The organism is Pseudomonas sp. FP1762, assembly GCF_030687105.1.
GTDB lineage: Bacteria > Pseudomonadota > Gammaproteobacteria > Pseudomonadales > Pseudomonadaceae > Aquipseudomonas > Aquipseudomonas siliginis.
The window spans coordinates 2,483,598-2,501,599 of the sequence record NZ_CP117458.1 but is presented as its reverse complement, the minus strand read 5'-3'; the positions used below and the strand labels follow the sequence as shown (position 1 = coordinate 2,501,599).

The window sequence follows — 18,002 nt, the reverse complement described above, 5'->3', positions numbered from 1 at the left end:
CATGTCGACTATCGATTTCAGCAGCCCACGCGAAGCCGCCCGCGCCTTCACCCCGAAACTGGCGCAATTCGTTGACTCAACGCTGTACCCGCAGATCTGGAGTGACCCCGCATTGGCACCCCGCGAGCGCAGCCTGATCACTGTCGCTGCGCTGATTGCCGGAGGCCACTGCGAAGAATTGCCCGCACACCTGCGCCGCGCTGTCAGCAATGGCGTGAGCCATGAAGAGTTGTCGGCGGCGATCACTCACCTGGCCTTTTACGTCGGTTTTCCGGGCGCCATCACCGCCTCGGCCATCGCCAATGCCACCCTTGCCGACACGGAGCAACGCTGAGATGAAAGCCATCAACCTGAAAGCATTCGGTTCGGCAGAAGTGCTGCAACTGGGCGAAGTACCCAACCCTGAAGTGCGCCCGACCGACCTGCTGGTGCGGGTCTATGCGGCCGGCGTGAACCGTGCCGACCTGACCCACCGAACCGGCGGCTACGGCCATGCGAACTTCGGCGACTCGTTGATCATCGGTCTGGAGATTGCCGGGGAAGTGCTCGAGACCGGCAGCGAGGTCAGCGGATTCGCCGTCGGCGACCGGGTGATGGGCGTGGTCGGCGGCGGCGCCTACGCCGAACTGGCGCGCATCGACTACCGCATGGCCATGCCGATTCCGGCACAGCTCGACTATGTGCACGCAGCGGCGATTCCCGAAGTGTTCGTCACCGCCCACGAAGCGATGCTGCACCTGGCCCGACTCAAGTCAGGTGACTCGGTGCTGATCCATGCCGCCGCCGGCGGCGTCGGTTCCGCTGCCGTGCAACTGGCCTACGCCACAGGCGCCACGGTGTACGCGACCACCGAAGGCAGCAAGCTGGCGCGCGTCGAACATCTGGGCGCCGACGTGGCCATCGACTACAAAAACGAGGATTTCGCCGCAGTCATCGCCGACAAAACCCAAGGTCGCGGTGTCGACGTGATCATTGATTTCATTGGCGCGCCCTACTTCGCCCGCAACATCGCCTCGCTGGCCCACGGCGGGCGCCTGGTGCAGGTCGGCATTCTTGGCGGCGGCAAGGTCGACGTGGAGCTGGAGCACATCCTCTACCGACATCTGCAAATCATCGGCACGGTGATGAAGTCGCGCACCCAGCCGGAGAAGCACGCGATGATCCAGCGCTTTCGCGACCACTGGCTGGAACGCTTCGCCGGCGCTGCGAGTCTGGAACCGGTGGTGGACAGCACCTTCCCGCTATCCCGCGCAGCCGATGCCCATCGGCGGATGGAGTCTTCGCAGAATGTCGGGAAGATTATTCTGACGATGCAGCCGGAGGATTTGCGCTAAGACAGACATAAAAAAAGGCCAGTCCGTTGAGCTGACTGGCCTTGGTTTGTCTGACGTTTTCGCTGATCAGCTCACCTTGATCACAACCTTGCCAAACGCCCCTTTCGCCAGATGCTCATAGGCCTCGCGCGCCTGTTCGAATGGATAGACATGGTCGATCACCGGGCGAATGTCGTGCTCGGCGAGGAACACGTTCATCCGGTCGAACGATGAACGCGGTGCCACCGCAATGCCGCGAATGGTGGTCTGGCGGAAGATCAGCGGCATCAGGTTCAGCTCGACGGTCTGCCCTGTCAGAAAGCCAATCTGCGCTATCCGCCCCGAGGCCTTGGTCGCTGCTACCGACTGATTGATGCCATTGCCTCCCGCCACATCGAGCAGCAGGTCCACACCCTTGCCCTCGGTGAGTTTCAGCACCTCGTCCGCCCAGTTCGGCGTGCTGCGGTAGTTGATACCGGCGACCGCGCCCAGACGTTTTACCGCGTGCAGGTTTTCATCGCTGCTTGAGGTAGCGATGACTTTGGCGCCCAGCGCGGTGGCGATCTGCACGGCGAAAATCGATACGCCGCCGGTACCCTGCACCAACACAGTCTGGCCCGGTTGAATAGCGCCGAAATCCACCAGCGCATACCACGCAGTCAGTGCGGCGATCGGCAGTGTCGCCGCCTCTTCATCGCTCATGTTGGCCGGCGCGCCGACGGCGCTGTCCTGATGAATGATCATGTACTCGGCGAGGCCACCGGGCAGCGGCGAACCGAAGCAATAATCCGGCTCGCTCGGCCCCGGCTCGCCATCCAACCAGCGCGAGTACAGATGTGAATTGACGCGGTCGCCAACCTTGAAACGAGTAACACCGGCGCCGATTGCAACTACGGTACCGGCGGCATCGCTCACCGGAATCAGCGGTTTCGGCACCAGGTGCGGCTCGTAGATACCGTCAACGATGGCCTTGTCACGAAAATTCAGCGAGACCGCGCCGACCTTGACCAGCAGCTCGCCAGCCTTGGGCTGCGGGGTTTGCGTCTCGCCCAGTTGCAGATTGTCGAGCCCGAAATCTTTCAGTAACCACGCTTTCATGATGTGTCTCCAAATGCATTATTGGCCGCAAACCCTCAGCGGGCTTGCCTTGGGGCCATGATTGGCTTTTACATCAGCGCAATAAATGCTTGGAAACAGACATGATTGTTCTATTCTCAGGCAACAAATCCAGATACTGAAGCTCACCGGAAAAGTTATGGAATTACTGCAATCGATGCGCCTGTTCGCCCGACTGGCGGAGCTGGGCAGTTTCACCAAAGCCGCTGAGTCGCTGGACATCGGCCGGCCGCAGGTCACTCGCTATATTCAGGAACTGGAAACATCGCTGGGCGTGCGCCTCTTCCAGCGCACTACGAGGAAAGTCGCACTCACCGCCGAGGGTGAACTTTTCTATCAGCGGGTCCAGGAAATTCTGGCCGAGATCACCGCCGCCACCACAATGTTCGATCGCACCGGAGCCACGCTGTCCGGCCGCCTGCGCATCGACATTCCCACGGCGTTCGCGCAGCTGGAATTCATCAAAAGCCTGCGCGAATTCACCGACACCTACCCCGGCATCGATATGGTGCTGGGCGTCACCGATCGTGCGGTTGATCTGGTCGGCGAAGGCATCGACTGCGCGCTGCGCATCGGCGAGCTGCCCGACTCAACCCTGATCGCCCGCCCTATCGCCTTGGCGACCATGGTCACCTGCGCCGCGCCCGAATACCTGCGCGAGCACGGCACACCGGAAACGCTTGGAGATCTGGCGAACCATCAAGGCGTGAACTTTCTCTCGGGCCAGAACAACCGCACCTTGCCCTGGCAGTTTTCAGTTGAGGGCAAACAGAAATCCTACGTCAGCCGCCAAGGTATTACCGTCACCGAGTCGAACGCCTACGTGCAGTGTGGCGTGTCGGGCTTCGGCATTATTCAGGCACCGGGTATCGCGGTGGCAGAGCATCTGGCTAACGGTGCTCTGGTGGAAATTCTGCAACCGCTGCGCCCGCTGCCTCGGCCAGTGACGCTTTTGTACCCGAGCCGCACGCATTTGCCGGCGCAGGTGCAGGTGTTTATCGAATGGCTGCAGGTGCGGTTTGTGCAGTTGCATGGGGGGTGGGTGGTAGGTTGAATCTGGCTTTATCCCGCAGTTTCTGCAGCGTGCGCACCTAGGATTTAACACTGATCCCGCGAGCAGCAAAGACTTCACGCGCAGCCGTTATACCGTTCAAGGCGCTGGGAAATCCTGCGTATACGGTCATTTGCAAGATCACATCGACCACCGCCTCCGGTGTGCACCCGACGTTCAGGGCGCCGCCGATATGCACTTTCAGTTGTGGCTGTGCATTGCCCAGTGCGGTCAGTGCCGCAACGGTTGCCAGCTCACGAGTGCAGTGATCGAGCCCGGGGCGGGCGAAGACATCGCCGTAGGCAAAACTCAGAATCCAGTCCGCAAGCTCTGGAGCAGTATCCTTCAATGAATCAACCACTGCCTGACCAGGTCCGCCAGTAATCTGCGTCAGAGCGGCTTCTCCGCGCGCTCGACGATCAGTCATGTCCACGGGCGCTGCCACACTGGTCACGCTTGCGCCAATCAATGTGGCGGACAGCAAGCGGTTGAAACCGGGAAGTTTACGGATCATGGTGATGCTCCTTTTGCTCGAGTTGGTGATAGATCTGAATCTTGTTATCCAGAACCTCCAGGGACTGGCTCAACTGGCTGATCTGCGCTTGCACGTCCCGGCGATGCTGCTCGAGAAGCTCGCGGCGTTCTGCCAGGGTCGAGTCGCCTGATCGGCGCAGTTCGGCATACCGCAGCATTTGCTGGATCGGCATTCCGGTCGCCTTCAACCGGAGCAGAAACTCGGCCCACAGCACATCCTTCTCGGCGTACACCCGGTGGCCATTGCCACCGCGCCCAACCGGGTCGAACAGCCCGATGCGCTCGTAATAGCGGATCGTGTGAGCGCTCAAATCAAGGCGCTTGGCCAACTGTGAAATTGTCAGTTCTGGATTCATGTCATCACCGTAAAGGTTTGAGCGTGCTCTAAGTCAATGGCTATTTTCAATCAGTTGGAATCAGACAAATCGCGGGCACTATCCGCGCGGTCCGTCGCTATCAGTCTCGACGGTTCAACCCCTGTTATATTCGCTTTACCAGATATATGACTATGCGTATATTCGGTTATCCGTATCCATTGCTCGGCAATCATCCCGCCGCCTTTCACCCTACGCGTCACGACATCCGCAAGCGCATCAGGCTCTTCGTTTTGGTCAAGACACAAGCTTCTGGAGGATGTATGACAGAACCCATGACCCCCACCACTTTGTTCAAGTGTCTGGCCGATGACACCCGGGCCAAAATTTCCCTGCTTGTCGTGCGCGAAGGCGAGTTGTGTGTATGCGAGCTGACGGCAGCACTCGACCTCAGTCAGCCGAAGATTTCTCGCCACTTGGCGCTGCTGCGCTCCGCCGGTTTGCTGCTGGATCGTCGCCAGGGTCAATGGGTGTACTACCGGCTGAATCCTGATGTGCCCGCGTGGGTGGCAGCAGTTCTGAAGGAAGTGGCAGACGCCAATCAGCCATGGCTGGAAACCGAGGCCAAGCGCCTGTGCTGCATGAGCGACCGACCGATCAATCAGGCCATGTGCAGCTGATTCATGCCCACCGGATCAACCACCCTGGCACTGCGCCTCAGTTTCTGAATCAAGGAATCGTCTGATGAAAATCTTGTTCATGTGCACCCACAACAGCTGCCGCAGCATTCTGTCCGAGGCGCTTTTCAACCATTTGGCGCCCGAGGGTCTAGAAGCCATCAGCTCGGGAAGCTTTCCCAGTGGCCGGGTGAATCAACGGGCACTGCAAACGCTGGAGGCGGCGGGCATCTCCACGGCGGGCTTGAGCAGCAAGGCTTCGGATGCTTTTGAGGGCTCGCCTCCGGACATCGTGATCACCGTCTGTGATCGGGCTGCGGGAGAAGCATGCCCGATCTTTTTCGGCCCGGCCCTGAAGGCGCATTGGGGTCTGGCCGACCCGTCTGAGGCTAGCGGGTCGGAAGCCGAGATCACCGCAGCGTTTGAAACCACACTCGCCAAAATCCACGAGCGCGTGAGCGCATTTCTTGCGCTGCCACTGAAGACCATCAGCGCTCAACAGTTGAAAGCTGAACTGAACCGCATCGGTTCGCTTTAAAGATCAACCGAGGCGCCCCCCCTCCAGGTGCAGCCGCAGGAGTTCATATGCAAGACACATTGCCAAACGTACACGCCGACCTGATCGACATTCCTACGCTGGAGCAGCTGTCTCCGCGTAATCCTTCGCCCCACAAACCTCGCATTTTGCTGCTATACGGATCGACGCGAGAGCGCTCGTTCAGTCGTCTGGTCACGCAAGAAGCGGCACGCCTGCTGAATGAGTTTGGCGCCGAAACCAGGATTTTTGATCCTGCGGGTCTGCCGCTGCCTGATGACGCACCCGACACGCATCCCAAAGTCGTGGAACTGCGCGAGCTGATGCAATGGTCCGAGGGTCAGGTGTGGTGCTCTCCTGAGCGTCACGGCTCCATGAGTGCCGTGTTCAAAGCGCAGATCGACTGGGTTCCGCTGGCGCTGGGCGCTGTACGACCTACGCAAGGCAAAACCCTCGCTGTGATGCAGGTCTGCGGCGGCTCGCAGTCATTCAACGTGGTCAATCAGTTGCGGGTACTTGGCCGGTGGATGCGGATGTTCACCATCCCGAACCAGTCTTCCGTGGCCAAGGCGTTCACCGAGTTCGATGAAGCGGGTCGCATGAAGCCTTCTTCGTACTACGACCGCTTGGTGGATGTGATGGAAGAATTGATGAAGTTCACGCTGCTCTTGCGCGATCGTCAGGATTACTTGGTCGACCGTTATTCCGAGCGCAAGGAATCCGCCGAAGAGCTGTCCAGACGAGTCAACCAGCGTTCCATTTGATGCCTGTGCGGGGCAACGGTATGGCCCGACCCCGATCTTTCACTCGTTGAGGCCTTTGCGCCGGGAGGATGCTGGTGAGTCAGAATTCGACACTTGATGTTGTGGTCATTGGTGGTGGCCAATCCGCGCTGACTGTCGCTTATTTTTTGAAGCGCACAGGCTTGTCTTACGTGCTGCTCGATGCCGAGCCGGGACCGGGAGGCGCCTGGCGGCATGGCTGGGATTCGCTGCGGCTCTTCTCGCCGTCGGCATGGAGCTCGATTGCAGGCTGGCCGATGCCGGCCATATCCGAGGGGACGCCCGGGCGGGACGATGTTGTCGAATACCTGACTCAGTACGAGCGCCGGTATGACTTCCCCATCATCCGCTCCACGCGGGTGACCTGTGTCGAGAAGATCGAAGGCGGGTTACGCGTTATCTCAAAGGACAATTACTGGGACGCCAAAGCGGTTATCAGTGCAACAGGCACCTGGAGCCGCCCGTTCGTACCGGACTATCCCGGCCAGGCGTTGTTTGCAGGCAGGCAGCTTCATTCCGCTCATTACGTCGGGCCGAACGGGTTTGCGGGTAAAAACGTCCTTGTCGTCGGTGGCGGCAACTCCGGCGCCCAGATTTACGCCGAGGTCTCCAAAGTGGCGCAGGCAACCTGGGTCACGCAACAGGCCCCAACGTTCTTACCTGATGAGGTGGATGGACGCGTCCTGTTCGAACGCGCTACTGCTCGACTGAAGGCGCAGCAGGATGGCGTCGAGCCTCAACAGCCCATTGGAGGGCTGGGCGACATCGTCATGGTGCCACCGGTGAAGGAGGCTCGCGAACGCGGTGTACTGAACGCAGTACGGCCGTTCACGCGTTTTACTTCGACAGGGGTTGTGTGGTCATCGGGGATCGAGACAAAGGTGGACGCTGTCATCTGGTGCACGGGCTTTTCTCCAGCGCTCGACCACCTGAACAACCTGGGCGTTGTAGGCCGGGATGGCAAAGTGATTGTTGACGAAAGCCGAAGCGTTGCGATACCCGATCTGTGGCTGGTGGGTTACGGCGACTGGACGGGGCTCGCTTCTGCCACATTGATCGGCGTAACCCGCACCGCCCGGGATGTAGTCAGGCAAGTGCAAAGCTATCTCACTGGCGGAACCTGATTGCTCGCGGCGCCGTGAAGCCATAAGGTCGCTAGCCTGTAAATCATCTTCAGCGAGCAGAATCAAGCAAATTGCCAACAGTATCCGCCTAACGCCGACACCGCCCTGCCCCCTAATCTGAACCCATGCAGAACACACCACTGCAACGGGTTAACCAGATACGGATCTGAACGACCCGGACCTCAATCTCAACTTGACCGGAGTCACCGCCATGAAAACTGTAAGCCAACTGATCGCCGTCGCCACTTTCGCCCTCAGCGCCAGCGCATTCGCCGTACCGAGCAATCAGGAAGATCGTTTCTTCACCCAGGTCAACGAACCACAGCAGACTGTTGCTGCCGATGGCTCGGAACGTACGCCGCAGGGTCAGGCCATCGCTGCCGACGGCTCAGACCGCACCTCAATGGGCCAGGCCCTCGCCGCTGATGGATCAGACCGGACCCTAGGTCGTCGCGCAGCATAAGCGCGTGTCGCTGAAACAAGAAAAGTCCTGCAGGTTTGAAACCTGCAGGACTTTTCCGTTTTTTGAGGCAAGACCTGATCGAAAACCCTATTGATAGGAACAGGCAATACTCCGATCCGATTCGGCATCGTCCGCCAGCGTTATCCGCCCTAGCATGGCCTCTCCAATTGCCTGCTGGAGTACAGATCCATGAAGACCCTTTTCATCACCGGTGTCAGCAGCGGCTTTGGCCAAGCGCTGGCCAAGGAAGCACTTGCCCAGGGCCATAAGATCATCGGCACAGTGCGCAGCGAATCAGCGCTGGCAGCCTTCGAAGCGCTGTCGCCCGAACGCGCTCATGGGGTGGTGCTGGACGTTACCGATTTCGATGCCATCGATGGGGTGGTTGCGGCAGTGGAGGATCGCCACGGCCCGGTGGACGTGCTGGTCAACAACGCAGGTTATGGCCACGAGGGGATTTTTGAAGAGTCGTCGCTGCAGGAAATGCGCCGCCAGTTCGACGTCAACGTGTTCGGCGCGGTGGCGGTGGCCAAGGCGTTCGTCCCGTATTTTCGCCAGCGCCGCGCGGGGCATGTTCTTAATATCACGTCGATGGGGGGCCATATCACCATGCCCGGGATCGCGTATTACTGCGGCAGCAAGTTTGCGCTTGAGGGCATCTCCGACACCTTGAGCAAGGAGCTTGCACCCTTCAATATTTTTGTCACCGCTGTGGCGCCGGGGTCATTTCGCACCGACTGGGCAGGCCGCTCGATGCAACGCACGCCGCGTAGCATCAGTGACTACGACGCAAGCTTCGATCCGGTGCGCAAGGCCCGGGAGGAGAAAAGCGGCCAGCAGCTGGGCGATCCGCTGAAAGCTGCACGGGCCATGCTGACCATCATCGACAGTCCAGATCCGCCGGCTCACCTGCTATTGGGCAGTGATGCGCTGGCGCTGGTGCGTGACAAGTTGCAGCAGACGGCGGAGAGTATTGAGCAATGGGCAGCGCTTAGTCGTTCGACGGATGGCTGAAAGATCAAAAGCACCCTCACCCCAGCCCTCTCCCGGAGGGAGAGGGAGCCGATCGCGGGTGGATTCAACTCCTGAGCCTGCCTCGAAGATTTCCGCAGGGCTTATTACGCTAGAACAGCGCGGTCAGCATTCGGCGCGATATTTCAGGTCGGCAGATCCCGATCAAACACCACGGTCAGTCCCCTCTCCCTCTGGGAGAGGGAGCCGATCGCGGGTGGATTCAACTCCTGAGCCTGCCTCGAAGATTTCCGCAGGGCTTATTACGCTAGAACAGCGCGGTCAGCATTCGGCGCGATATTTCAGGTCGGCAGATCCCGATCAAACACCACGGTCAGTCCCCTCTCCCTCTGGGAGAGGGACCGATCGCGGGTGGATTCAACTCCTGAGCCTGCCTCGAAGATTTCCGCAGGACTTATTGCGCTAGAACAGCGCGGTCAGCATTCGGCGCGATATTTCAGGTCGGCAGATCCCGATCAAACACCACGGTCAGTCCCCTCTCCCTCTGGGAGAGGGAGCCGATCGCGGGTGGATTCAACTCCTGAGCCTGCCTCGAAGATTTCCGCAGGGCTTATTACGCTAGAACAGCGCGGTCAGCATTCGGCGCGATATTTCAGGTCGGCAGATCCCGATCTAACACCACGGTCAGTCCCCTCTCCCTCTGGGAGAGGGCTAGGGTGAGGGCTCTGTCTGACACCCCGCCAATCAGCCAGACAGGTTCGAACGCGCCTTTTCACAAGGAAACCCACAGCCCATGCCGAAACCGAAAGACCCAATCACAGCGCGCATGGTCCAGTTAATGAGCCAGCTCGCCCCGCTGGAGGGCTACAACCTGAGCCCGCTGGACGATGTACGTTTCCTGCGTTCCAACCGACCGCTGACCCGCACGCCGGTGCTGTATGAACCGGGCATCGTCATCCTCTGTCAGGGGCGCAAACGCGGTTACCTCGGCGATGAAATCTACGTCTACGACGCTCAGCACTATCTGGTGGTGTCGGTGCCGGTACCCTTCACCATGGAAACCTGCGCCAGCGAAGCCGAGCCGATGCTCGCGGTGTACGTGCGTCTGGATTTCGCCCTGGCTGGCGAGCTGATTCAGCAAGTGGATGAGCGGTGGGATTTCCCCACAGCGCAGCCGATGGGCATGTACGCCTCGCCTCTCGACGAACCGCTACGCCAATCGACCCTGCGCTTTCTTGAAGTGATGAGCAACGATGCCGACGCGCAAATCCTCGGCCCGGCGATGCTGCGCGAGCTTTACTACCGAATCCTCACCGGCGAACAAGGTGGCACCCTGCGCGCCGCCATTGCCCAACAAGGCCAGTTCGGCAAAGTGACCCGCGCCATCCACAAGATCCACAGTTGCTATCACCAGCATCTCGACGTAGAAACCCTGGCCGAGGAAGCGCAGATGAGTGTGCCGAATTTTCATCTGCACTTTCGCAAGGTTACCGATTCCTCGCCGATGCAGTATCTGAAGTCGACGCGGCTGCACCAGGCGCGATTGCTGATGCTGCGTAACGACCTGACCGCGGCGAAATCTGCGTTTCTGGTCGGTTACGAAAGCGCCTCGCAATTCAGCCGCGACTTCAAACGCCTCTTCGGCCGCACACCGCTAGCGGAAGTGGCGTGGATGAAAACGGCCTATGCGCTGCCGGCACCGACGAGTGCTTCGCCGTTTGTGTCGTCGCACTGATTTTTAGTGCCACGCTCCGCGCATTTATTGCAGCAAATTCCCCGTTCGCATAGTGCTTGCCCCCTCCTGCGTTTCCTCGCCCAATCATGCAGGTCAGTCGCCTGCATCAGGATGGGAACATGAACACCACGGCCATTCCCGAAGGTTTCACTCCATTGACCCGCAGCAGTCCGTTGCTGGATCTGCTCGGCCCGATCTACGCCAGGGGTCAGGGGCTGCACTTGGAATTGGGTTTACTGACCGACTCCCGCCACGCCAATGGCCGTGGCACTTTGCATGGCGGTGTATTGGCGACACTGGCGGACGTGGGCATGGGTTACGCCATGGCCTTTTCCAGCGATCCGCCGCAGCCGTTGATCACCGCGAGCATGACCCTGGATTATCTCGGCGCGGTGCAAATCAACGAGTGGCTCGAAGTGCGTCTTGAGCACTCCAGAAAGGGCCGCCAATTGGCGTTTGCTGGCGTCAGTCTGCACGTCGGTGAGCGAACGGTTGCGCGCGCCAGTGCCGTGTTCGCCGTGCCGATGAATTGAATCGACTGACTCGACTCATCGTCCCACCCTGGACGGCAGGCCGGGATTTGCCGCCCCGCCCGCACGGCCATTACCTTCAAGGCATGGTGTTCGCCATCGTCACCCCATACGCAGCCAGAAGCATATCCGCCGCCCGCTCACCAATAACGACACACGGCGCCATCGTGTTGCCAACGGTAATGCGCGGCATGATCGAGGCATCTGCAACGCGCAGCCCGTCGATCCCGTACACGCGTAATTGGTGGTCAACCACCGACAGCGCATCGCGGCCCATTTTTGCCGTGCACGACAGGTGCCAGTAGGTCACGGCCGAATTGCGGATGAACTGTTCCATAGCGCGACGCTCTCTGGGACCGGGCACGACTTCGCGCTTGATCAGCGCATTGAAGGCCTGGCTGTTGCCGAGTGCGCGGCACAGTTCGATCGACGCATGGGCTGCGGCCATGTCCTCGGGCTCGCTCAGGGAGTTCGGCTCAATGATCGGTGCATCCAGCGGCCCAGCACCCGACAACCGCAAGCGTCCGCGACTGGCAGGTCTGGCAAGCCCGGCGAACATGGTCCAGCCATGCTCCGGCGGCTCGATGGCGACCTCAGGCGGAGACGGTACCGCGAATGCCAACTGGCACTGCAACAGGTCCGGGGCTTCCAGGCGGCTGTCGCTTTTCCAGTACAAGGTGGTTTCGCATCCGCTGCCAGCGACGGCCTGGGGTTGTCGATACTCCCACGTGCAAGCGAACGCCAGATGATCCTGCAAATTCTCGCCCACACCGGGTAGATGAACGACCGGTGCGATGCCGTGTTTTCGCAGTTCATCCGCCGGGCCGATGCCCGACTGCATGAGCACTTTCGGTGATTGCACCGCGCCCATGGACAGGATGACTTCAGCTGCGGCATGAAAGCAGCGCCGCTCGCCGGCGATCAACACTTCGACACCGACGGCCCGGGTGCCGACCAGCAACACGCGGGTCACTAAGGCTCCGGTCAGCACCGTCAGATTTGGACATTGCAAGCGTGGCTGGATGTAGGCGTCGTAAACCGATTCGCGCTTGCCCTGTTTGATGCGCAGGTCGGTGACAGCGATCCCACCTGCGCCTTCCATCATCTCGCCATTGGGACTGTCGAATCGGGGGATGCCCAGATCGCTGGCCGCCTCCAGCGTTGCCCACGCAAGGGGTTGAGGCGTGGCCGGCTGTTCGACATGTACCGGCCCACCTGAACCACGCCGAGTGGCGTCCGGGCTGCCTTGCCAGTTTTCGATCCTGCGGTAGTAATCGAGAACCGATGCGTAGCCCCAGGCCGGGTCGCCAGACTCGGCAGCAAAATGCTCCCAATCGGCGCGATGGCCGCGCGACCAGACCATCACGTTGATGCTCGAACCTCCACCGAGCCCCTTGCCCATGCTCAGCGGGAGCCGTCGACCGTTGAGGCGTGGATCGGATTGCCCCTCGAATGCCCAGTCGCGCGCGGAGCCGAGGTTCAGCGGCCATTGCGCCGGTTCGGTCACCTCGGGGCCTGAGTAACCTTCGCCGGCTTCAATCAGCAGAACCCGTGCGCCTGACTGATCGGCAAGCCGCGCAGCGACCACGCAGCCCGACGTGCCGGCACCACAGACAATGAAGTCATAGTCGTGATCGCTCCGAGGATTCATACGCCCGCTCACCTTCGATGCCGCGATCACTGCTCAGCAACGCCGTGCACGGCTTTGAGAATCACCGCCGCGACTTGCGCCGGCTGCGACTGCTGCGGGACATGGCTGGACTTCACCTCGGCGAGGGTCGCACTGATGCGCTTGGCGGCAGACCGCTGGACGTCGGGATGAATCATCCGGTCTTCGGTAGCGAGCAGGTACCAGGACGGCTTGGTTTTCCAGGCCGAAACGGTGGTTTTATCTTCGAAAGCCGAGGCCTTGATCGGCCCCTGTGTGGCGGTCATGACGGCGGTCTGCGCGGCCGGCAGATCCTGAGCGAAATCCTTGGCCATGCCTTCAGCGGTGAGATAGAGGAAGCCGTTACCGTCGGCCTTGATCTGACTGATGCCCGGCGGCGTCGGCGCGCCTTTACCCTGCTCGCCGCTGGTTTGCCCGGCCTCTGGCGCGAAGGCGGCGACGTACACCAGCGCGCTGACTTTCTGGTCGTTGCCGGCTTCGGTGATCACCGTGCCGCCCCAGGAGTGACCGACCAGCACCACCTTGCCCTGCTGGTTGTTCAGCGCGCGGCGCGTGGCGGCAACGTCATCGGCCAGCGAGGTGAGCGGATTTTGCACAACGGTAACGGCCACGCCTTTGGCTTGCAGCAGTGGCACCACTTTGGCCCAGTCGGAACCGTCGGCGAAGGCGCCGTGTACGATCACCACCGAAGGCGTTGTATCCTGCGCGTGGCTGGCGCCGGCCATGAAGGTACTGGCCAGGGCAAAGGCGACGGTGGCGAATTTCGATTTGATTGTTTTCATTGGATGAGCTCCTGTTCGGGAGTTCAGAGTGTGCTGGCCGGCCTGCGATGTGGGCATCGGTCAATTATCCGACCCCGGGGCATTTTTCATGGATAGTGGCTTGCAACTGGACATCTCACTGGACGGCGCACTGGCAACCATCGCCCAGGTCGGTGACCTCAGCATGGGGCAACCGCTCGGTCACTCCCGGCGCGTTGCCGCTTTGGCGCGGATGCTCGCGCAGGCATGCCACGGCGCCGGTGAGCATCTGCAGGTTGCAGAGCAGATTGCCTTGCTGCGCTGGTCTGGGTGCACGGCCAACGCCGAAGGCTTTGCCGACCTGCTCGGCGACGACGTCGATGGTCGCCGCGCAATGCTCGATCTGACCTTGGGCAGTGAGCAGATGAACGCGGTGCATCAGGCAACCCCGCTGGCCGTGGTGCACTGTGAAGTGTCCGGTGCAATCGCCAAAACCCTCCAGCTCGGAACCGCCGTCGAAGCGGGCCTGTGTCGGGTGTTCGAAACCTACGACGGCACTGGCCGACCGCTCGGCGTGGCGCATGAACATATCCCGGAGGTGGCCTATCAGGTGGTCATGGCCGGTGATCTGGATATTCTCACTCGCGCTCACGGCCTGGACGCGGCGTTGCGCTGGATCAACGAGCAGTCGGATCGGCGCTATCCAGCGTCGCTGGTGTCGTTGCTGGTGGCTAATGCCAAGGCCTGGCTGGCGGATCTGGAAACGCTTTGCACAAAAGTTGAACCCGCGCCTGAGCAGCGTCGTGTCTCGCTGACTTTGGTCGGAGACGTCATTGACTTGAAGCTGCCATGGCTGGCCGGGCATTCGCGTCAGGTCGCGCATGTTGCCGTGGAAGCGGCACGCCTGTGGGGGCTGAGTGAGCCGACTTTGGCAAACATTGGCAAGTCTGCACTCATTTACGGTCTCGGCCGCGCAGCCGTTTCCAATCACCTATGGAATAGCCCAGGGCCGCTGCCCTATGGGGCGGCGGAGCGAATTCGCCTGGTGCCTTACTGGACGCAACAGGCGCTCCGACCGGTACCTGAACTGGCCGCGCCCGCCGAGATAGCCACCCACGCGTATGAACGGCTCGATGGCAGCGGCTATTTTCGCGGCGTGGCCGGTGATGCACTGAATGCCGAACATCGGCTGTTCGCCACCTCGGTCGCCTGGGTAGCGTTGAGGCAAGCCCGGCCATGGCGAACAGCTCACGACGAAGCCGCAGCCGCCACGCTACTCAAACAGGATGCTGGCCGTGGTCTGTTCGACAACGATGTCTGCGAAGCGGTCATTGCCGCCGCCAGTGGCGAGCGCCGCCTGCGGCAACCCAAGCCTTCGCTGCTGACAGCCCGTGAGTGCCGCATTCTTCTGGAGATCAGCCGTGGCGCCAGCAACAAACAAGTCGCGCAACTGTTGGATATCAGTCCGAGCACGGTACGCACGCACATGGAAAGCATCTTTCGCAAATTGCAATGCTCGACCCGTGCAGCCGCCACTCTGAAGGGGCTGACACTGGGCTTGATCGCCTGAGCCCTGCGCCGGGTCAAGCCTGATCAGCCTGCCTGGCGCGAGCCAGTTCGATGAATGCCCTGGCGGCCGCAGAGGGATTGCGGCGGTTCGGGTAGTACAGGCACAACCTGTCTCGGGGCGGGGTCCAGTCCTTGAGTACCTGCACGAACTCGCCGCTGCGGATTTCGTCACGAACGTCCTGCTCCATGAAAAAGCCCAGCCCCATATCCGCCTGCACCGCCACCTTGACCACGCTCGATTCATCCAGGGTCAGCGGCCCGTTCACATCCAGACGAATGACTTCGCCGTCGCGCTCGAAATACCAAGGGAAAATCGCCCCGTTCGGCAGTCGCACACGGATGCATCGATGCCCGGGCAGATCGGACGGCGAGCGCGGTTTGTCGTGTTGTGCAAAATACCCCGGCGAACCGACCACCGCGTACCGTTGCGGCGGCCCGACTGGCACCACAATCACATCGTTGGGCACCAGGCCTGCCGAGCGCACGCCGAAATCGAAGCCGTCAGCCACGATATCCACCAGGCGCCCTTCGGTCACAAGGTCAATGTGGACTTTCGGATGCTGCTGCAAAAACTCGATCACCAGTGGCAGCAGCGCCGAACGCGCAGCGCTGGCGAATGCGTTGATGCGCAGCGTTCCCGAGGGTCCGGCGTTTTGCGAGCGCACTGCATCCAGTGCCGCGCGCAAATCCTGCAAGGCTGGCCCCACTTGCTCGAGAAACACCTTGCCCGCTTCGGTGATGGCAACGCTGCGGGTGGTGCGGTTGAACAGGCGCGATTCGAGGCGCGCTTCCAGTTGCGCAATGGTGTTGCTCAGCGCGGTGGTCGAAACGTCGAGATCAATGGCAGCCTGGCGGAACGACCCCCTGCGTGCCACCGCTATAACGGCATCCAGTTCATTAAGGGCTAAGCGATCCTGGGCCATGGATTGTCCTGTTTTCCGGGATAGGTCGTTACGATTTGTCCCAGTTGAACAAACTATCTGCAGCGCAGCAAGATGACTCCAGACCATCAATCAGGAGTCAGGCAATGAACCTTCAACCTTCCAACGTCGTGCAAACGTATCTCACGGTCACCGACGAGAAAAAAATCTCCGACGCAATCCATCAATTCGTCGCGCTGGAGATTTCGCCATGCTGAATTCAGGATTGACTGGCAAGCGGGTCCTCGTCACCGGCGGCACCAAGGGAATCGGCAAAGCAGTGGTCGAGTGGTTCCTGGCCGAGGACGCAAAGGTCATCACCTCGGCTCGGCAAGTGGAGGTCGAAATGCCGGGCGCACTGCTGGTTGCGGCTGATCTTTCGACACGGGAAGGTTGTGACGCACTCATCGCTGCGGTCGAACAGCAACTGGGCGGCGTCGACATAGTGATCCATGTCCTGGGTGGCTCGTCGGCCCCCGGTGGTGGTTTTGCGGCGCTGGACGAGGAACAGTGGCATCGCGAGCTCAACCTGAATCTGCTGCCGGCGGTGCGCCTTGATCGCGCCCTGCTGCCGGACATGCTCGAGCGTCGTAATGGCGTGGTGATCCATGTCACATCCATCCAGAGTCGGCTGCCACTGCCGGAATCAACGACGGCGTACGCGGCGGCCAAGGCTGCGCTGTCAACCTACAGCAAAAGCCTGTCGAAAGAAGTGTCACCCAAGGGGGTTCGCGTGGTGCGGGTATCGCCGGGCTGGGTTGAAACCGAAGCGTCGGTGGCATTCGCCGAGCGACTCGCGCAGGAGGCAGGCACTGACTATCAAGGTGGCAAGGACATCATCATGCAGGCCCTGGGCGGTATCCCGCTCGGCCGCCCGTCGACGCCAGTTGAAGTGGCTGAGCTGATCGGGTTCCTGGCATCGCCGCGAGCGGCATCGATCACCGGGAGTGAATTTGTGATCGACGGCGGCACCATCCCGACCATTTAGCCGCCAGTCTGCGGGTCATGGACGACCCGCAGAATCCGCACAGCACGTCTACATCCGATGCTGCTCCAGCAAAAAATCCACAAACAAGCGCACCCGCACCGGCATCGCCGCGCCGCCGACGAACACCGCATGAATCGGTTCCTCATCGCCTGGGTTAAACGTTTGCAGCAGCGGGATCAGCGTGCCGCGCTGCAAGTCTTCCCTGACGGTGAACTCGCCAATCCGCGCAATTCCGGCGCCGAGTCTGGCGAACTGGGCCAGTGCTTCACCGCTGCTGCATTCGATGTTGCCGCTGACTTTCAGCGAGAACTCCTTGCCGTCGCGGATAAACGGCCAGTTGGCTTCGGCGCGGCGGAAGTTGAAGCGCAGGCAGTTGTGCTTGAGCAGGTCTTCGGGTTGCTGAGGCGTGCCATGACGTTCCAGATAGTCGGGCGATGCCACGACCACCTGGCCGGTGTGGCCGAGCCGGCGTGCGGTCAACGGGCTGTCGGGCAGATGGCCGAAGCGTATGGCGACGTCCGCCTGGCCGGCGAGGATGTCGACGACTTCGTCGCCAAGGCTGAGGTCGACGACGATGTTCGGGTAACGGGCGGTGAAGGCTGCGACCAGCGGCACAATGGTCAGCCGTCCATGGCCAAGGGCGGCACTGACGCGCAAGCGGCCCTTGGGTACGCCCTGATCGGTAATGGCCCCTTCCACTTCGTCCATGTCGGCCAGAATCCGCCGGGCACCGCGCAGGAAGGCCTCGCCCTCGGCGGTAAACGTCAGCGCGCGGGTCGTGCGCAGCAACAGACGAGTGCCGAGTCGCTGTTCAGCGCGGGCGATGATCCGACTGACCGCCGAAGGCGTCAGCCCCAGCGCACGCGCAGCTGCTGAGAGGCTGCCCTCCTGCGCCACAGTGACGAACACGCTCATTTCCCCTGACCTGCCGTTGAAGTCCATTCGTGCCTCTTGCGCAAAGGTGATTGCC

General features: G+C 61.0%; 20 protein-coding genes. 13 read left to right on the top strand and 7 right to left on the bottom strand.

Translation table 11 applies throughout. The features are described 5' to 3' along the window. The first annotated feature begins 1 nt into the window (after position 1). Entirely contained in the window at positions 2–334 is a 333-nt protein-coding gene (locus PSH90_RS11105) for a carboxymuconolactone decarboxylase family protein (protein ID WP_064361883.1), read from the top strand. A gap of 1 nt (position 335) precedes the next feature. Continuing rightward, positions 336–1,334 (top strand): NAD(P)H-quinone oxidoreductase, encoded by a 999-nt coding sequence (locus tag PSH90_RS11100; protein ID WP_305382749.1) that lies wholly within the window; start codon positions 336–338, stop codon positions 1,332–1,334. Positions 1,335–1,400: 66 nt separating this feature from the next. Here the strand turns inward: PSH90_RS11100 and PSH90_RS11095 are convergent, their stop codons facing one another. After that, complete coding sequence (locus PSH90_RS11095) at positions 1,401–2,411, bottom strand: NAD(P)-dependent alcohol dehydrogenase (RefSeq protein WP_236169206.1); 1,011 nt, start codon at positions 2,409–2,411, stop codon at positions 1,401–1,403. A 157-nt stretch (positions 2,412–2,568) separates the two neighbouring features. Here PSH90_RS11095 and PSH90_RS11090 point away from each other — a divergent pair, with 157 nt between their 5' ends. After that, a complete protein-coding gene (locus PSH90_RS11090; protein WP_056784938.1) occupies positions 2,569–3,483 on the top strand; it encodes a LysR family transcriptional regulator in 915 nt (304 codons plus the stop codon). A 37-nt stretch (positions 3,484–3,520) separates the two neighbouring features. Here PSH90_RS11090 and PSH90_RS11085 read toward each other — a convergent pair whose 3' ends face one another. Beyond that, positions 3,521–3,913: a carboxymuconolactone decarboxylase family protein gene (locus PSH90_RS11085; protein WP_370593534.1), complete on the bottom strand. Its 393-nt coding sequence runs from the start codon at positions 3,911–3,913 to the stop codon at positions 3,521–3,523. Positions 3,914–3,983: 70 nt separating this feature from the next. After that, positions 3,984–4,370, bottom strand: a complete 387-nt coding sequence (locus tag PSH90_RS11080; RefSeq protein WP_056784936.1) for a MerR family transcriptional regulator — start codon at positions 4,368–4,370, stop codon at positions 3,984–3,986. A 281-nt stretch (positions 4,371–4,651) separates the two neighbouring features. Between PSH90_RS11080 and PSH90_RS11075 the strand changes: the two genes are divergently transcribed. The 8 genes from PSH90_RS11075 (at position 4,652) to PSH90_RS11040 (ending at position 11,149) form a co-directional block, all read left to right on the top strand. After that, on the top strand, positions 4,652–5,008 hold the full coding sequence (locus PSH90_RS11075) for a metalloregulator ArsR/SmtB family transcription factor (protein WP_056784934.1): 357 nt from the start codon (positions 4,652–4,654) through the stop codon (positions 5,006–5,008). Positions 5,009–5,072: 64 nt separating this feature from the next. Then, positions 5,073–5,543 carry an arsenate reductase ArsC gene (locus PSH90_RS11070; protein WP_056784931.1) on the top strand — a complete coding sequence of 157 codons (471 nt, stop codon included), beginning with the start codon at positions 5,073–5,075 and terminating at the stop codon, positions 5,541–5,543. A gap of 47 nt (positions 5,544–5,590) precedes the next feature. Next, entirely contained in the window at positions 5,591–6,304 is a 714-nt protein-coding gene (gene arsH, locus PSH90_RS11065) for an arsenical resistance protein ArsH (RefSeq protein WP_041480526.1), read from the top strand. Positions 6,305–6,372: 68 nt separating this feature from the next. Further along, on the top strand, positions 6,373–7,446 hold the full coding sequence (locus PSH90_RS11060; RefSeq protein ID WP_305382748.1) for an ArsO family NAD(P)H-dependent flavin-containing monooxygenase: 1,074 nt from the start codon (positions 6,373–6,375) through the stop codon (positions 7,444–7,446). Positions 7,447–7,657: 211 nt separating this feature from the next. Further along, positions 7,658–7,909: a hypothetical protein gene (locus tag PSH90_RS11055; RefSeq protein ID WP_056784925.1), complete on the top strand. Its 252-nt coding sequence runs from the start codon at positions 7,658–7,660 to the stop codon at positions 7,907–7,909. Positions 7,910–8,098: 189 nt separating this feature from the next. Further along, the gene (locus PSH90_RS11050) at positions 8,099–8,923 is read left to right on the top strand and encodes an oxidoreductase (RefSeq protein ID WP_150635626.1); all 825 of its coding nucleotides are present in this window, start codon (positions 8,099–8,101) and stop codon (positions 8,921–8,923) included. Between the two features lie 751 nt (positions 8,924–9,674). Further along, positions 9,675–10,616, top strand: coding sequence for an AraC family transcriptional regulator (locus PSH90_RS11045; RefSeq protein WP_305382745.1), 942 nt, complete (start codon positions 9,675–9,677; stop codon positions 10,614–10,616). Between the two features lie 119 nt (positions 10,617–10,735). Next, positions 10,736–11,149 (top strand): PaaI family thioesterase, encoded by a 414-nt coding sequence (locus PSH90_RS11040; protein WP_041480531.1) that lies wholly within the window; start codon positions 10,736–10,738, stop codon positions 11,147–11,149. Between the two features lie 76 nt (positions 11,150–11,225). Here the strand turns inward: PSH90_RS11040 and PSH90_RS11035 are convergent, their stop codons facing one another. Further along, positions 11,226–12,797, bottom strand: a complete 1,572-nt coding sequence (locus PSH90_RS11035; protein WP_305382744.1) for a GMC family oxidoreductase — start codon at positions 12,795–12,797, stop codon at positions 11,226–11,228. 26 nt (positions 12,798–12,823) lie between these two features. Next, the gene (locus PSH90_RS11030) at positions 12,824–13,597 is read right to left on the bottom strand and encodes an alpha/beta fold hydrolase (RefSeq protein ID WP_252885811.1); all 774 of its coding nucleotides are present in this window, start codon (positions 13,595–13,597) and stop codon (positions 12,824–12,826) included. Between the two features lie 88 nt (positions 13,598–13,685). Between PSH90_RS11030 and PSH90_RS11025 the strand changes: the two genes are divergently transcribed. Continuing rightward, positions 13,686–15,125, top strand: coding sequence for an HD domain-containing phosphohydrolase (locus PSH90_RS11025; RefSeq protein ID WP_305382743.1), 1,440 nt, complete (start codon positions 13,686–13,688; stop codon positions 15,123–15,125). A gap of 13 nt (positions 15,126–15,138) precedes the next feature. Here PSH90_RS11025 and PSH90_RS11020 read toward each other — a convergent pair whose 3' ends face one another. Continuing rightward, positions 15,139–16,047: a LysR family transcriptional regulator gene (locus PSH90_RS11020; protein WP_305382742.1), complete on the bottom strand. Its 909-nt coding sequence runs from the start codon at positions 16,045–16,047 to the stop codon at positions 15,139–15,141. Between the two features lie 208 nt (positions 16,048–16,255). Between PSH90_RS11020 and PSH90_RS11015 the strand changes: the two genes are divergently transcribed. Beyond that, the gene (locus PSH90_RS11015) at positions 16,256–17,032 is read left to right on the top strand and encodes an SDR family oxidoreductase (protein WP_150635632.1); all 777 of its coding nucleotides are present in this window, start codon (positions 16,256–16,258) and stop codon (positions 17,030–17,032) included. A 48-nt stretch (positions 17,033–17,080) separates the two neighbouring features. Here PSH90_RS11015 and PSH90_RS11010 read toward each other — a convergent pair whose 3' ends face one another. Next, the gene (locus tag PSH90_RS11010) at positions 17,081–17,974 is read right to left on the bottom strand and encodes a LysR family transcriptional regulator (protein ID WP_305382741.1); all 894 of its coding nucleotides are present in this window, start codon (positions 17,972–17,974) and stop codon (positions 17,081–17,083) included. Positions 17,975–18,002 lie beyond the last annotated feature (28 nt).